The organism is Corynebacterium sp. HMSC068G04, assembly GCF_001814885.1.
Classification (GTDB): domain Bacteria; phylum Actinomycetota; class Actinomycetes; order Mycobacteriales; family Mycobacteriaceae; genus Corynebacterium; species Corynebacterium hiratae.
The window spans coordinates 146,643-162,905 of record NZ_KV818338.1 but is presented as its reverse complement, the minus strand read 5'-3'; the positions used below and the strand labels follow the sequence as shown (position 1 = coordinate 162,905).

10 protein-coding genes and 1 pseudogene are annotated in these 16,263 nt (G+C 61.4%); 9 read left to right on the top strand and 2 right to left on the bottom strand.

Annotation, left to right across the window (positions count from 1 at the left end):
• Together HMPREF2993_RS09035 and HMPREF2993_RS09030 are read left to right on the top strand one after the other, a co-directional pair.
• A pseudogene (locus HMPREF2993_RS09035) lies at nucleotides 1-456 on the top strand (ABC transporter substrate-binding protein); the annotation flags it as partial.
• Nucleotides 457-503: 47 nt separating this feature from the next.
• A complete protein-coding gene (locus tag HMPREF2993_RS09030) occupies nucleotides 504-902 on the top strand; it encodes an arsenate reductase/protein-tyrosine-phosphatase family protein (RefSeq protein ID WP_070515586.1) in 399 nt (132 codons plus the stop codon).
• 91 nt (nucleotides 903-993) lie between these two features.
• Here HMPREF2993_RS09030 and glgB read toward each other — a convergent pair whose 3' ends face one another.
• A complete protein-coding gene (gene glgB / locus HMPREF2993_RS09025; RefSeq protein ID WP_070702011.1) occupies nucleotides 994-3,114 on the bottom strand; it encodes a 1,4-alpha-glucan branching protein GlgB in 2,121 nt (706 codons plus the stop codon).
• 106 nt (nucleotides 3,115-3,220) lie between these two features.
• A complete protein-coding gene (locus HMPREF2993_RS09020; protein ID WP_070702088.1) occupies nucleotides 3,221-5,227 on the bottom strand; it encodes a maltotransferase domain-containing protein in 2,007 nt (668 codons plus the stop codon).
• A gap of 57 nt (nucleotides 5,228-5,284) precedes the next feature.
• On the opposite strand from HMPREF2993_RS09020, the gene HMPREF2993_RS09015 reads away from it, so the two are divergent.
• The 7 genes from HMPREF2993_RS09015 (at nucleotide 5,285) to HMPREF2993_RS08985 (ending at nucleotide 16,230) form a co-directional block, all read left to right on the top strand.
• The gene (locus tag HMPREF2993_RS09015) at nucleotides 5,285-6,133 is read left to right on the top strand and encodes an ABC transporter ATP-binding protein (protein ID WP_070702009.1); all 849 of its coding nucleotides are present in this window, start codon (nucleotides 5,285-5,287) and stop codon (nucleotides 6,131-6,133) included.
• Between the two features lie 95 nt (nucleotides 6,134-6,228).
• Nucleotides 6,229-7,056 (top strand): NUDIX hydrolase, encoded by an 828-nt coding sequence (locus HMPREF2993_RS09010; RefSeq protein ID WP_070702007.1) that lies wholly within the window; start codon nucleotides 6,229-6,231, stop codon nucleotides 7,054-7,056.
• Between the two features lie 11 nt (nucleotides 7,057-7,067).
• Nucleotides 7,068-8,216, top strand: coding sequence for a THUMP-like domain-containing protein (locus HMPREF2993_RS09005; RefSeq protein ID WP_070702005.1), 1,149 nt, complete (start codon nucleotides 7,068-7,070; stop codon nucleotides 8,214-8,216).
• Between the two features lie 34 nt (nucleotides 8,217-8,250).
• Nucleotides 8,251-9,051 (top strand): electron transfer flavoprotein subunit beta/FixA family protein, encoded by an 801-nt coding sequence (locus HMPREF2993_RS09000; RefSeq protein WP_070547399.1) that lies wholly within the window; start codon nucleotides 8,251-8,253, stop codon nucleotides 9,049-9,051.
• A gap of 12 nt (nucleotides 9,052-9,063) precedes the next feature.
• Nucleotides 9,064-10,023, top strand: a complete 960-nt coding sequence (locus tag HMPREF2993_RS08995) for an electron transfer flavoprotein subunit alpha/FixB family protein (RefSeq protein ID WP_070702003.1) — start codon at nucleotides 9,064-9,066, stop codon at nucleotides 10,021-10,023.
• Complete coding sequence (locus HMPREF2993_RS08990) at nucleotides 10,023-11,159, top strand: cysteine desulfurase family protein (RefSeq protein WP_070515593.1); 1,137 nt, start codon at nucleotides 10,023-10,025, stop codon at nucleotides 11,157-11,159. The genes HMPREF2993_RS08995 and HMPREF2993_RS08990 overlap by 1 nt, the downstream gene beginning before the upstream one ends.
• Nucleotides 11,160-11,271: 112 nt before the next feature.
• On the top strand, nucleotides 11,272-16,230 hold the full coding sequence (locus tag HMPREF2993_RS08985) for a DEAD/DEAH box helicase (RefSeq protein WP_070702001.1): 4,959 nt from the start codon (nucleotides 11,272-11,274) through the stop codon (nucleotides 16,228-16,230).
• Nucleotides 16,231-16,263: the final 33 nt, after the last annotated feature.

The window sequence follows — 16,263 nt, the reverse complement described above, 5'->3', positions numbered from 1 at the left end:
ACCGATGGTGACAACAAGGACTGGGCTGATGCGGTGGCTAACAGCATCAGCAACGCGCTGGGAATCCAGGCCGTGGGCAACCCTTACCCGGACTTCAAGTCCTTCCGCGATGCCTACCGCACCGAGCGTATGGACGGCGCCTACCGCACGGCGTGGTTCGCCGACTATCCCTCGATGGGTAACTTCCTTGGGCCAAACTTCACCACGGGCGTAGCTTCGAATGACTCGAAGTACTCCAACCCGGAATTCGATGAACTGATTGTGAAGGCCAACGGCGCCGCGAACGAGGAGGAAGCCGCGAAGCTCTACAACCAGGCACAGGAGCTGCTGCTGCGTGACCTTCCCTCCATCCCGCTGTTCTACCCGAACGTGGTCGGCGGGTGGTCGGAGAACGTCCAGGACGTGACATTCAACTGGAAGTCCCTGCCGGTGTACTACGCGGTGAAGAAGAACTAGGGATCTGGTCCTACAGACACACCGCAATATGACTAAAGTGCGGAGGCATGACCTCCGTACTTTTTCTTTGCAATACCAACCGGGGCAAGTCTCAGATGGCGGCTGCCTTAGCTAGGAAGCATGCGCCCGATTGGGAAGTTCACTCTGCAGGCGTAAAGACCACTGAACAGCACCGTGAGCAGGGGGTGAACGCTGAGGCGCAGGCTTCCCTTGCAAAGGTCGGAGCGGACATGGAAGGTACGCCGACGCTGCTTGATGCCGGCCTCGCGTCTTCGGTGGATCACGTCGTCATCGTCGGTGATGCCGACTATGACGGAGTGGCTGAGCGTTGGGAGATTGAGGACCCGTCCGTGCGTGGCCTAGAGGGAGAAGCGCGTATGGATGCGCTGCGCGATGACATTGATGCTCGCGTAAGAGCTTTCCTTGATGGTCACGCGCAGGACTGAAAACTGAAACTGCCTGAGTTGCCAAAACTAGGGGCTGGAATTCGATCCCAGCGGTGATCTTTGGCAACTCGGGCAGTTGTATTTTGAGAAACTAGCCACGGAAGGCATACCACTGCACCGAGTTGGCCGGCAGGTGCAGCTGGACGTGGTTGCCTTCGGAGCGCACGCGGTGGGCAAGGTCGTTGCCAGCGCCTTGGTAGACGGCGTCGTCTGTGTTGATGAGCAGCTCCCACTCGCCATCGCGCGGCACCCAGAGGTCATAGTTGGGCACCGAGCTGCCGGAGAAGTTGCACACCGCCAACAGGGCGGAGCCGTCATTGCCGTAGCGCACGTAGCCGAGCATGTTGTTATTGGCGTCGTCAGCCTTGACCCACTGGAAGCCGTCCTGTGTAAAGTCCTGGGTCCACAGGGCCGGCTGTTGCTTGTACACCGCGTTGAGGTCGCGCACCAGGCGCTTGATGCCGTGGTGCCACTCGTTGCCCCAGCCCTCCAAGTTGGACCAGTCCACGGAGTGGCCCTCTGCCCATTCGGTGGTCTGGCCAAACTCCTGGCCCATGAACATTAGCTGCTTGCCCGGGTGGGAGAACATGTAGCCGTACAGCGCGCGCAGGCCCGCAGCTTTGTTCCAGTCATCGCCCGGCATGCGCTCCCACAAGGAGCCCTTGCCGTGCACCACCTCGTCGTGGCTAAACGGCAGTACGTAGCGCTCCGAGTAGGCGTAGACCATGGAGAAGGTGAGCTCACCGTGGTGGTAGCGGCGGTGAATCGGCTCGTGCTTGAAGTACTCCAGGGTGTCGTTCATCCAGCCCATGTTCCACTTCAGGCTAAAGCCCAGTCCGCCCTCGTGGGTCGGTGCAGTCACGCCCGGCCAGGAGGTGGACTCTTCCGCGATGGTGAGCACGCCCGGGTGGGTGCGGTTCAGGGTGGCGTTGGTTTCCTGGAGGAATTGGACGGCCTCGAGGTTTTCGCGCCCGCCATGGATATTGGGCAGCCATTCCTCGCGGGAGTAGTCCAAATAGAGCATGGAGGCTACGGCGTCGACGCGCAGGCCGTCGATGTGGAATTCTTCGGCCCAGTAGAGGGCATTGGCCACGAGAAAGTTGCGTACCTCGTTGCGGCCGAAATCGAAGACGTACGTGCCCCAGTCAGCCTGTTCGCCGCGGCGCGGGTCCGGGTGCTCATAGAGTGCCTGGCCATCGAAGCGGCCCAGCGCCCACTCATCCTTGGGGAAGTGTGCTGGCACCCAGTCGATGAAGACGCCGATGCCAGCGTTATGCAATTCGTCGATAAGCGCGCGCAGCTCATCCGGGGAGCCCCAGCGCGCGGAGGGAGCGTAGTAGCCGGAGACCTGGTAACCCCAGGAACCGCCAAAGGGGTGTTCGGCCACGGGCAGCAGCTCCACGTGGGTAAAGCCGTGCTCCACCAGGTAAGGGATGAGTTCTTCGCGCAAGCTGTTGTAGTTGGCGCCCACTTTCCAGGAGCCGACGTGGAGCTCATAAACGCTCATCGGGACGTCGAGGTCCCCGGTGCGCTTGCTCATCCACTCCTCGTCGCTCCACTCGAAGCTGGAGCGGGCCACCACGGAGGCGGTTTCCGGCGGGGCAATGGTGCGCTTGGCCAGGGGGTCGGCCTTGTCAATGCGCGGGGAGTTCTTGCCGTGGACCGCAAACTTATAACGCTCGCCTTCGCCCACGCCGGGGATGAAAACCTCCCAAATGCCCGTGGAGCCGAGGCTGCGCATGGGGTATTGGGTAGGGTTCCAACCGCAGAAATCACCGACCACGGCCACGCCCTCCGCGTTGGGCGCCCACACGGCAAACGCGGTGCCCTCGACTACTCCCATGTCGGTGGTGTAGCTCTTGAGGTTGGCACCGAGCACTTCCCACAAGCGTTCGTGGCGGCCCTCGCCGATGAGGTGCTGATCCAAGGTGCCCAGGGTAGGCAGGAAGTGGTAGCCATCCGCTACCTCGAAGGCGGGCTGGCCCGGGTAGGTGATACGCAGGCGGTAGTCTGCTTCTTCGGCGAGCGGGGCCTCCCAGATATCATCCCCAACCGCGCGCATGGCGACGGTTTCAGTGGCGGTGACGAGCTCGACGGCTTCGGCACCGGGGCGGCGAGTGCGGACGGTTCCGTCGTGCCAACCATAGAAATCATGGGGCGCGTGGTGGCGGCAGTGGTTGAGGCGTTCGAGGTCTGAGGCCGGGATGTTCATACAGACCAAATTACCCAAGAACACCCGCTCGCGGGGCAGAAAAGAAACCCCGCGCTACCCATGAAGGGGGTACGGATTCAGCGCGGGGTTTCAGTCGCTTTAAAACTTAAGCGCGGTAGTCCTTCACACGTCGCCACGCAATGCGTTCCTGCAGGTCATGGTGGGCTGGCGGGAGGATGAAGACGTGGGCGACGTCACGCAGCGGCTCTAGGCGCACGAAGTTGCGGTCGGACCACTCGTAGGCGGCACCACTAATGGTGTCCTGCACCGTGAAGTGATCGCCCGGGTGGCGGCCCACCGCAGCGAGGTCGAGGAAGACCGTGGCCTCCTGCGCATTGCGCGGATCCAGGTTGACCACCACGAGCACCACGTTGCCGGTAGCGGGATCGGCCTTGGAGTAGGCGATGATGGCCTCGTTATCGGTGTTGTGGAAGCGTAGCGTACGCAGCTGCTGGAGGGCCGGGTTTTCGCGGCGGATGACGTTGAGCAGGCGAATATAGGATTCCAGGGAATCCCCGGACTTCAGCGCTGCCTGGAAGTCACGCGGGCGCAGCTCGTACTTCTCTGAGTCGAGATATTCCTCGCTGCCGGGCTTGACGGCCTGGTGCTCGTAGAGCTCGAAGCCGGAGTACACGCCCCACAGTGGGGAGAGCGTGGCCGCCAGGGTGGCGCGGATGGCGAACATGGCGCGCCCGCCGGTCTGCAGGGACTCGTGGAGGATATCCGGGGTATTGACAAAGAGGTTGGGCCGGCAGATATCGGCCTGCTCCACGTGCATCTGCGCGAACTCGGTGAGCTCGTGCTTGGAGGTCTGCCACGTGAAGTAGGTATAAGACTGCGTAAATCCTGCCTTGGCCAGACCGAACAGTCGCGGGGCGCGGGTGAAGGCCTCGGAGAGGAAGATGACCTCCGGGTGGGTGATGTGTACCTTGGAGATCAGCCAGTTCCAGAAATTGGCCGGCTTGGTGTGCGGGTTGTCCACGCGGAAGGTGGTGACACCAGCCTCCACCCAAATCATGACGATGCGGTAGATCTCGGCATAGATGGCATCCGGATCGTTATCAAAGTTCAGCGGATAAATGTCCTGGTACTTCTTCGGCGGGTTCTCGGCGTAGGCGATGGTGCCATCGGCCAACACCGTGAAGAACTCCGGGTTGGTCTTGGCCCACGGGTGGTCCGGGGAGGCCTGCAACGCCAAGTCCAGTGCTACCTCCAGGCCCAAGTCGGCGGCCTTCTTGACCAGCTCCTTAAAGTCCTCCATGGTGCCCAGCTCCGGGTGCGTGGTGGAGTGGTCCTGAATGGCCCAGGGTGAGCCCACGTCACCGGGCTCAGCCACCACCGAATTGTTGCGGCCCTTGCGGTGCACTTCGCCAATGGGGTGGATGGGAGGGAAGTAGACGGTGTCGAACCCCATGGCAGCCACGCGCTCGAGGGCCTGCGCTGTGGTCTTAAAAGTGCCGTGCACGGGGTTGCCCTCGTCATCCCAGCCGCCGGTCGAGCGCGGGAAAAGCTCGTACCAGGAGTTGTAGAGGGCCTCGCGGCGCTCTACCAGGACCTCGTGGATGTCACCTTCGACCAGCAGGTGGCGCAGCGGGTGGTGGTGGAGGATCTCTGCGACCTCCTCGGAGAGCGCGGTACGCACGCGCTTGTCGACGTCCACCGACTCATCCTTGAGCTCCTTCGACGCCTGAAAGAGCAGCTCCGCCTTATCGCTCGGGCACTGGATGGCCGCCTCCTCGAAGAGCTCGGCGCCGTGCAACAAATCGTTGCTGAGCTCCCGCGCCGATTGGCCCGCCTCCATCTTCTTGACCACCGCGTTGCGCCAGGTGGACATCGGATCCGACCAGGCATCGATGCGGAAGAACCAACGCCCGGGAGTCGCCGGAGTAAACACCCCGTGGACGCGGTCCTGGTCTTCCGGGTCCACCGTCATGGTCACTGCGGAGGTGGACGGGGATTCGGTGTTCCACACCGATAGCGTCGCGGCGACGGCATCGTGGCCCTCGCGCCACACCAGGGCGGTGACAGGAACGACCTCTCCGACTACGGCCTTCGAGGCGGCATTACCGGAGAGGGAGGGGCGGACATCGTCGATACCAAGGCGTTGTGTCATGCCCATAGAATAATGCAGCTGTGTCAGTTTCACCGGGGAAGGAAGATATCGGCCACAATGGTGCCTGTGAACACTCCAGAGCAATTGAGCCAGCAAGACCCTGAACTGATGGAAACCGACGAGGATTGGTTGATTGACTTCCGCGGCGTCGAGCTACGACGCGGCGGGCGCACGCTGGTGGGCCCCGTCGATTGGCAGGTGGAGCTCGATGAACGCTGGGTCATCATCGGCCCCAATGGCGCGGGCAAGACCTCGCTGGTGCGCATGGCCGCCGCCGAAGAATTCCCCTCCGCTGGTGTCGCCTTCCTCATGGGCGAGCGCCTGGGCAAAACGGATATGCGCGATCTGCGCGCCGCCATCGGTATTTCCTCCGCCGCCGTCCAGCACCGCATCCCGGACAACGAGCGCGTGGATGATCTCGTTGTGTCTGCCGGCTATGCGGTCCTCGGCCGCTGGCGTGAGGACTACCAAGACATGGACTTCTCCCGTGCCGACGACATCTTGGAGCAAGTCGGCGCCGCACACCTAGCAGAGCGGACCTGGGGCACGCTCTCCGAAGGTGAGAAGAAGCGCGTCATCCTCGCCCGTGCGCTCATGGCCAACCCGGAGCTGCTCATCCTGGATGAGCCTTCCGCCGGTATGGACTTGGGTGGCCGTGAGGACCTCGTGGGCTACCTCGGGGACTTGGCACTGGATGCGGATGCCCCGGCGATTGTCATGATTACCCACCACGTGGAGGAAATCCCTTACGGATTTACCCATGCGATGCTCCTGGATGAGGGTAAGGTCGTGGCCAAAGGACTCATTAACTCTGTCCTGACGTCGGAAAACCTTTCCAAGGCCTTCCACCAACCTATCCAGGTGGATCGCATCGGGGAGAGGTACTTCGCCCGACGAGTCCGCTAACCCCTAGTACATAACTCTCAGTACACAACCTCGGTACACACCCTCGACGTATACCTCTCGAATTCTGCCCCCAGCCTGCAGACACGGAAAGTTGCATGAGTCAGTCCATCCACGACAGCCTTGACGCCATCGACCCTGGCGAAACAACGGGCTTTAACGGGGCACGTCTGGCCGCGACCGTCCTCCTGTTGCGCGATACGACTGAGGGGCTGCGCGTGTGGATCCAAGAACGCGTGCACACCATGCGTAATTACCCCGGCCACGTTGTCTTTCCCGGCGGCGGGGTAGACCCACGCGATTTCCCACCGCGTTCTTGGGACTCCGGCGAACTATGGGCGGGCAGCTCGGTGGTCTCCATGGCACGGCGAATGGGCGTGACCAAGTACAAGGCACACGCCCTTGTCTTCGCGGCCGCCCGGGAGCTTTTCGAGGAGGCCGGCACGCTGTTAGCCATCCGCGATGATGGTTTGGTTTCCGACGCCTCTCGCTACCACCGCGAGCGCGAGCTGCTAGAAACCCACGAGATTTCCTTCACCGAGTTCCTTGAGCACAACGGCATGCGTGTCGACGCCGACATGCTACTGCCGTGGTCCCGCTGGGCCGGTGAAGACAACAACCACTGGTTTGACACCTTCTTCTTCATCGGTGTACTGCCCGAGGGCCAAGAACCCGATGGGGATACGGGCGAAGCCGACGACGCCGGCTGGTTCGACCCGCAACTGGTCTTGGATGGCTGGCGCGCCGGGCTGGTCCGCCTAGCCATCCCGACGTGGGCACAGCTTAAGCGTTTGACCTCTTATGCCACGGTCAAGGAGGTCTTAGATGATGCTTCCTTCTCCGACTTACGCCCAATTATCGGCGACCCGCGCGATGACGAGCGCTACCGCGAATACTTCACCACTTTCCCCGTCGACCGCATCTAGAAAAGCGCACCATGAGCTACACCCTGGACGAAGTTGCCTTCCTGCGTGAGAACGCTGCCGCTATCGATACCGCTGCAGCAGACCTGGAGGGGACCAAGAAGGCGCACCTGCGGGACGTCGCCAAGCTGCAGGCACAGTTCGGTGACTACGGGCGTGCGGTGGCCGAACTCATCCAAGCCCGCAGCTCCGGCAAGCTGCCGGGGCAGTGGCTCATGGACCACGACTCCGCCCAACAAGCCACTCCACCCGCAGTGGCGGCCTACCGCGCGCAGTTCCTTCGTGAGCGCACCGTGGACCTGGTGCACGACCTCACCTGCTCCATCGGCACCGAAGGTCAGGCCTACCGCCCGGGTACGTATGTGGGCAGCGACCTGGACGCCTCGCGCGTAGCCATGGCGCAGCACAACATTGAGCACCCAGTCTTTCGCGCTGATGCTCTGACCACCACGACCACCGCCGAAGTCTGCATCGCCGACCCCGCCCGGCGCCGAGGCGGTAACCGCATTACCCGCCTGGACCAACTTCTGCCCCCGCCAGCAGATCTGCTGGCCACCCACAGCGAGATGGCCATCAAATGCGCACCCGGCATCGACCACTCCGAATGGGAAGGCCTAGCCTGCGTAGTCAGCCTTGACGGAGGGGTGAAGGAAACCTGCCTGTACACCCCAGGCCTGGGAACAGGGAAAAGGGCAGTGGTCCTCAGTACCACGCCAGATGGAATCCACACGGACGTCATCGACGACGTCGCAGAGCACGAGCTACCTGAGGCCGGCCCCATCGGCCGCTTCCTCATCGACCCCGACGGCGCCATCGTGCGCGCCGGGCTGGTGCGCCACTACGCCGCGCGGGAAGGCCTGCACCAACTGGACCCGCGCATTGCTTACCTCACCGGTGACCGCCTGCCTCACGGCACGTCCGGATTTGAATTCATCGAGATGGTCCCCATGAAGAAGCTAAAAGCGGCCATGGCGGCCCACGACGTCGGCTCGCTGGAAATCCTGGTACGCGGGCAAGACGTGAACCCGGACCAGCTGCGCAAGAAGCTCAAACTGAAAGGCTCCTCGGCCAAGACTCTCGTGGTCACGCGCATCGGATCGAAGGGAGTCGCGGTGTTGTGCGGACCGCGAGTAGTATCGACCGAAGGTAATTACGCACCCTAATAGTTTCAAAATTTACGGAAGGGGAAGTGCCCACATGCCAGTCATTGTGGCTCTGGTCAAGCACGTACCGGATACGTGGTCAACCAAGACCCTCGAGGCGGACCACACACTGGACCGTACCTCGGTGGATAACGTCATCGATGAGGTCAACGAGTACTCCGTCGAGCAGGCACTGCGCTTGCGCGACGATAACGCCGACGCCGGCTATGAGGTCGTGGCGCTTACCATGGGCCCGGCCGCTGCCGATGAGGCCCTGCGCAAGGCCCTGGCCATGGGCGCGGACCACGCCGTGCACGTTGTCGACGACGCCCTCGCCGGCGCCGACGCCCTGGCTACCGCCTGGGTTCTCAACGCCGCCATCAACAAGGTGGCAGAAAAGTTCGGTGAGGTCCAGGTCATCACCCTGGGCAACAACTCCTCGGATGCCTCCACCGGGCTTGTTGCTGGCCTTCTGGCCGAGTACCGCCAGCTGCCCGCGCTCACTGAGCTCAAGGCCGCCTCCTTGGCCGGTGCCACCGCTACCGGTACCCGCGAGGATGTCCACGGCCACTGGGAGCTTAGCGCCAACCTTCCGGCCATCCTGTCCTTTACCGACAAGGCCGATAAGCCGCGTTTCCCCAACTTCAAGGGCCTGATGGCAGCCAAGAAGGCCGAGGTCACCACCCTCGCCGTGGCGGACCTCGGCATCGACGGTGTGCCGTCCACCACCACGGTGACTGCCTCCGCGCAGCGCCCGGCCCGTACTGCCGGTGAGGTCATCACCGACCCAGATCCGGCCGTGGCTGCCGCCAAGGTCGTGGAGTTCCTGGCCGCCAAGAATCTCATCGAGGGTTAAAGGAGAAAAGATATGTCTCACGTTTATGTCCTAGTTGAGCACGAAGCAGACCAGCTCAGCCCCGTTACCGGCGAGCTCATCACCGCCGCCCGCGCGCTCGGCACCGTCTCCGCCGTCGTTGTTGCCAAGGATGCCGCCACCGCCGCCTCCTTCGATACCGAGTTGGGCAACTTCGGTGCAGCCCAGGTAGTGCAGGCGACCGCCGCGGACTATGAGCAGCGCATCGTCACCCCGGAGGTCGACGCCCTCCACGCCCTGGCCGCCAATAACCCGGCGCCCATCGTGCTGGCTGCGACTCCGACTAACAACGAGATCGCCGGCCGCCTCGCCGCCCGCCTGGGCTCGGGCGCCCTGGTCAACGTCGACGGCATCAATGCTGATGGCTCCGCGCACCACACCATCTTCGGCGGCTCCTACGAGACCTCCTCCACGGCCACTGGTTCCGTGGTTTACACTCTGCGCCCTGGCTCCGTGGCTGCCGAACCCCAGCCGGTCACCGCGGCACCCGCTCCCTTCGAGCTGCCCGCCGCCACCGTGAAGGACGTCACCGTCACCTCCTTCACTCCGGCAGAGAAGACCGCCCGTCCGGAGCTGACCTCCGCGAAGGTCGTCGTCGCCGGTGGCCGCGGCGTGGGCGATAAGTTCGCCGACGTGGTGGAGCCGCTTGCCGACGTCCTCGGTGGCGCCGTCGGCGCCACCCGCGACGCCGTGGACGAAGGTTTCTACGACCCGGCCCACCAGGTGGGCCAGACCGGCGTGACCGTCTCCCCGAAGCTCTACATCGGCCTCGGCATCTCCGGCGCCATCCAGCACACCTCAGGCATGCAGACCTCGGAGACTATCGTCGTGGTTAACCAGGATCAGGACGAGCCTTTCTTCCAGATCGCCGACCTCGGTGTGGTGGGCGACCTCCACGAGATCGCCCCGGCGCTGGTCTCCGAGCTTGAGTCCCGCAAGGGGGCCGGCAACTAATGCCTCGCTACCTCGATTACGCAGCTACCCAACCCATGCGCCAGTGCGCCATCGACGCATGGGTCGACGCCGCCGGGTCCCTCAACCCCGGCTCGGCCTATGGCTCCGGGCGTAAGGCACGCTCCGTGCTGGACGACGCCCGCGAGACCGTCGCCGAGCTGCTGGGCTGCGAACCCATCGAGGTAGTCTTCACCTCCTCCGGCACGGAGGCGGATAACATTGCCATCCAGGGTCTTTTCCGTGCTGCGCAAAGCGCAGCACCGGAGGCGGAGAAGCGCATCATCTCGACCCCCATCGAGCACCCCGCCGTCCTTGAGACCGTGGAGAAGCTCCGCGCTGAGCATGGCGCCACCGTGGATCTGCTGCCGGTCGATTCCACCGGCCACATCAGCGACTTAAGCGCCCTGGATACCCCGGCCGCGGTTGCCACCTGCATGTGGGCTAACAACGAGACCGGCGCTATACAGCCGGTCGCGGACATCACTCAGCGCGCCGCCGCGCAGAACACCCCAGTGCACATCGATGCCGTGCAGGTCGCCGGCAAGCTACCCATCAACTTCCATGAGCTGGGTGCCACCACACTCGCTGCCAGCGCCCACAAGTTCGGCGGGCCCCGCGGCATTGGCTTGCTGCTCGCACGCCGTACCCCGGCGCCTCAACCCATCGCCTTCGGCGGCGGCCAGGAGCGCGGCATCCGTCCCGGCACCGTCGACGTCGCGAGTGCGAGCGCGCTCGCCGCGGCCCTGCGCGAGTCCGTCGCGGAAATGGAGCAGGAAGACACCCGCCTGACGGCACTCCGCGACAAGCTCAAGGCCGGCATTGAGGACAGCATCGACAACGTCATCATCAACTCCACCGAGCCCACCTTGGCCTCCCACCTGCACGTGTCCTTCCCGGGTACGGATGGTGACAGCCTCATCATGCTTCTCGACGCCGCCGGTATCGAAGCCTCCGCCGGCTCCGCCTGCCACGCCGGTGTCAACCGCATGTCCCACGTGCTGGAAGCCATGGGCATTGACGAGGAACACGGGCGCGGCAGCCTGCGCTTTAGCCTGGGACGAATGACCACTGAAGAGGACATCGACGTGGTTATCAACGAACTTCCAGAGATTATTCGCCGCGCGCGGTCGGTGTAAACACAACAGCTCCCGGCCAGTACCGACGCCCAAAGACAAAGGCGAGCAAACGCGTTTCGCAATCTTCGGTGTTGTGCCACGGAGCCGATAGCCCATCAGGCACAATGTTGTCATGTCGAAGTTCTCTGAGGTCCTAGAACAGCTGCGTGAAAACCAACCAAAGGCTAAATATGGCATTGCCTTTGAGAAGCTGATGGTCAACTATTTCAAGACCGACCCGACCTTGAAGAACCAATTCGATGAGGTCTACCGCTGGACGGATTGGCGTTACAACGGTGGTAAGGCGGATACCGGCATTGACCTGGTAGCTCGCCGCGTGGATGACGGCACGTGGACCGCCATTCAGTGCAAGTTCTATGACTCCAAGGCACGCATCCAGAAGTCCCACCTGGATTCCTTCTTCGAGGCTTCCGGGCATTCTTTTGACACTGAAGAAGGCCGCCAGCACTTTGGCAGCCGCCTGATCATCTCCACCACGGACCACTGGTCCTCCCACGCGGAGGATGCTCTGGCCAATCAGATTATTCCGACCAGCCGCATTGGCATCTCCGCGATTGCGGAGTCACCCATCAACTGGGACGTGGCCTTCCCTGGCTCGGAGATACGCGATAAGACCATCCAGATCAACCTCTCCCAACGTGAGACTTTTGAGCCCCGCCCGCACCAGCAGGCGGCCATCGACAAAGCCATCGAAGGCTTCAAGACCCATGATCGCGGCAAGCTCATCATGGCCTGCGGCACCGGAAAAACCTTCACCGCGCTGCGCCTAGCGGAGCGCGTTGCTGAGGACAACGGCGGCAAGGCCCGCATCCTCTTCCTCGTGCCGTCCATCTCCTTGCTCTCCCAAACTCTGAAGGAGTGGACCGCCCAGGGCCGCCTCGACATGCGCGCCTTCGCGGTGTGCTCCGATAGCAAGGTTTCCAAGAAGGCCGAAGACATCGCCGTCTACGACCTTGAAGTCCCAGTTTCTACCGAAGGCAAGGACATCACCACGCGCTTTGAATCCGGCAAGCGCGCCAAGGGCCTCAACATCGTCTTCTCCACTTACCAGTCCATCCAGGCGGTGCACGATGCCCAGCAGGTAGGCCTCGATGATTTCGACCTCGTCATCTGCGATGAAGCCCACCGCACCACCGGCATCACCTTGGCCGGGGAGGATGCCAGCAACTTCGTCCGCGTCCACGATGCCGACTACATCAAGGCAGCCAAGCGCCTCTACATGACAGCCACCCCACGCCTTTATGACGAAGCCGTCAAGGGCAAGGCCGAAGAGCACTCCGCGGAGCTGGCCTCCATGGATGATGAAGCCATCTACGGCCCGGAGTTCTACCGCCTTGGCTTCGGCGAGGCCGTGGACAAGGGCCTGCTCACTGACTACAAGGTGCTCGTCATGACCGTGGATGAATCCGTGGCCGCCCAAGCCATGGCCCACAGTGAGAACAACCAGGTCAACCTTTCTCTAGCGTCTGCCATGATTGGCGCCTGGAACGGCCTGGCCAAGCGCTCCGGCGATTTGCAGGGCAAGAAGGGCGGCTTTGAGGAAGACGCCCAGCCCATGCAGCGCGCCGTGGCCTTTGCCAAGGACATCAAGACCTCCCAACTCATTGCGGAGACCTACCCCTCGCTCATCGGTACCCACCAGGAACTGCTCAAAGAAAAAGCAGTGCTTAACGACGTCTCCCTCACCAACGTCGACCTCCACGTCGCCGCCCAGCACGTGGACGGCGGCATGAACGCCATGGAGCGCGGCACCAAGCTTTCGTGGCTGGAGTCCCCAGCAGGTGAGCACGAGTCCCGCATGCTCACCAACGCCCGCTGCCTGTCTGAAGGCGTAGACGTCCCGGCGCTGGACGCCGTCATCTTCTTCAACCCCCGCAACTCCATGGTAGACGTGGTCCAGTCCGTCGGCCGCGTCATGCGCAAGTCAGAGGGCAAGGATTACGGCTACATCATTCTGCCCGTGGCCGTGGCCAGCAACGTCTCCCCAGCAGAAGCACTCAACGACAACCAGCGCTTCAAGGTGGTCTGGCAGATCCTCAACGCGCTACGCGCCCACGATGACCGCTTCAACGCGAAGATTAACTCCATTGCGCTCAACGGCACAGCGGGACAAGAAGACCTGCCCATCGACGTCGTCCACGTGCCAAGGGATGACGAGAAGAGCGACGCTGAGAAGCTCAAGGAAGCGGATGAAACCAAGTCCCCGGAGCCGCTAGCCGATAGTTCGACCGTGACCCAGCAGATTGCCTTGTTCTCCCTGGAACAGTGGCAAGAAGCTATCTACACCAAGCTGGTGGACAAGGTCGGCACCCGCACTTACTGGGAAGACTGGGCCGACGACGTCGCTACCATCGCGGAGAACCAAATCACCCGCATTAGGGCGCTTCTCGACGGCGCCGATGGCTCCCTCCGCACCGAATTCGACAGCTTCGTCGAAGGCCTGCGCAATAACCTCAATGATGGCATCAGCGAAGAAGATGCCATCTCGATGCTCTCGCAGCACCTCATTACGGCACCAGTCTTCAACGCGCTGTTTGAGAACCATGACTTCATCACCCACAACCCCGTGGCCCAAGTCATGGAGAAGATGGTCAAGGCCTTGTCCAAGGCAAACCTCGATACCGAGACCGAGTCCCTGGAGAAGTTCTACGAGTCTGTCCGCGTCCGCGCTTCTGAGGTGAACTCTGCTTCCGGCAAGCAGCAGGTCATCAAGGAGCTTTACGAGCGCTTCTTCCGCAAGGCCTTTAAGAAGCAATCCGAAGCTCTTGGCATCGTCTACACCCCAGTCGAAATCGTCGACTTCATCCTGCGCGCCGCCGACGACGTATCCAAGAAACACTTTGGCAAGGGATTGACCGATGAGGGAGTGTGCATCCTCGACCCCTTCGCGGGAACCTCTACTTTCACTGTTCGCCTCCTGCAATCCGGTCTTATCAAACCGGAAGACCTCGCCCGCAAGTACGCCAACGAGCTCTTCGCCACGGAAATCATGCTGCTGGCCTACTACGTCTCCGCGGTGAACATTGAGACCACCTACAACGCTCTGCGCGAAGAGGCAGCCCTGCGCAACGGCGAACCTGCACCCGAGTACGTGCCTTTCACCAACATCGCGCTGGCCGATACCTTCCAAATCCACGAAGAAGGTGACATCCCAGACCTCAACATCTTCCGCGAGAACAACGAGACCATCGAGCGACAGAAGAAGGCACCCATCAACGTGGTGATTGGTAATCCGCCGTACTCGGCAGGGCAGAAGTCTGCGAACGACCTTAACGCGAACCTGAAGTACCCGAGCCTAGATAAGCGGATTGCTGAGACTTACGCTGCGAAGTCCACCGCGACCAACAAGAACTCGCTCTACGATTCCTACCTTCGTGCCTTCCGCTGGGCTACCGACCGCATTGGCGACCAGGGCGTTGTTGCATTCGTTTCCAACGGTGGATGGATCGACGGAAACACCGGCGACGGAGTGCGCCTGTCAATGGCCGAAGATTTTACTGACCTCTATGTGTTCAATCTTCGCGGCAATATGCGTAACTCCAATTGGCGAGCAGAGGGAGGCCAGATTTTTGGGGCGGGATCGCAGACCACGATCGCTGTATTTATCGGAGTAAAGGACCCGAGCAAGACGGTCTTTGATCTGCACTATGTACAGACCCCTGATCGTGCTACCCGTGATGAGAAGCTTGAGATTGTTGATAACTCGACTGTGGAACACATGGAATGGCAAAAAATCAAGCCGAACAAGGAGGGTGACTGGCTGAATCAACGGTCCGAAGAGTTCGGGGCTTGGCCGGTTATCGGTCAAAAGAAGGGAGCTAGTAGGAAAGTATTCAATGTGTTTTCTGCGGGACTCCAAACTAACCGTGATTCCTGGGTCTATTCTTCTTCGGCCTCAGCTCTTGATAAACAAGTTGCTACCTTGAGGGACACGTATTCTAAGGCGCTCGAAGCAATTAAGCCAGATCAGAAGGCGAAGGACTTCCTCAAACATGAGCCGTGGTTTGTCGATTCTACACGTAGTAAATGGTCCTCAAGCTTGGAGAATCAGTTGGATAGACGGTTAGCGCTTGAGCAAACAGGATTTACCGTTACAAGTCTCTATCGCCCTTTTCACCGGCAGAATGTCTATTTTGACAGTCAATTGAATCATCGGCGTTATCAACTCCAAACGATTTTCCCGACCCCAGTGCACCGAAATATCGGGTTCTATCAAGTTGGAAATGGTTCAGCTATTCCTTTCTCTGTGATCGCAACGAACTTGCTGCCTGATCTACATGTGACTGGTGCAGGATCGGGTGGCCAATACTTCCCCCGCTTCACCTGGGCCGCCGTCGAAGCCGACGACGGTGGGCTGTTCGGTGAGGGGACCGCGGTAAAGCAAGGCGAAGCCAGCGTCTACGGTTCGATTGGTGAGGTCGTTGACGGCTACGTGCGCGTGGATAACATCACTGATGAGATTAAGGCTCTCTACCGCGATGCGCTGGGTTCAGACATCACGGGTGATGACATCTTCCACTTTGTTTACGGCAAGCTGCATGACCCCGTCTACCGCACGAAGTACGCGGCGGATTTGAAGAAGATGCTGCCGCATATTGAGACGCCGAGTTCACGTGCGGAGTTTGATAAATTCGCTGCTGCTGGCCAAAAGCTGATGGACCTTCACGTCAACTACGAGACCGTGGAGCCGTGGCCGTTAGACATTCAGGTCAAGGGCGATGAAGCAGACCGTGAGACGTGGCGCGTGCTCAAGATGAAGTGGGCCAAGCGCAAGGACCCGGAGACAGGCAAGAACGTCAATGACGTGACGAAGCTGATCTACAACAAGCGCGTGACCATCGCCGGTATCCCGGAAGAAGCCGACGAGTACATGCTGGGCTCACGCTCGGCAGTCGCGTGGCTGATTGACCGCTACCAGGTCAAGAAGGATAAGGCTTCTGGCATCGTCAACGACCCTAACGATTGGGCCGATGAGGTTGGAAACCCGCGCTACATCGTGGACCTGATTGGGAAAGTCGTGCGCGTGGCGATGGAGACAGTGCGAATCGTGGATGGGCTGGGTTCCGAATAGCGATGCAATAAGCTGCGCCCGGTTACTCGTGGC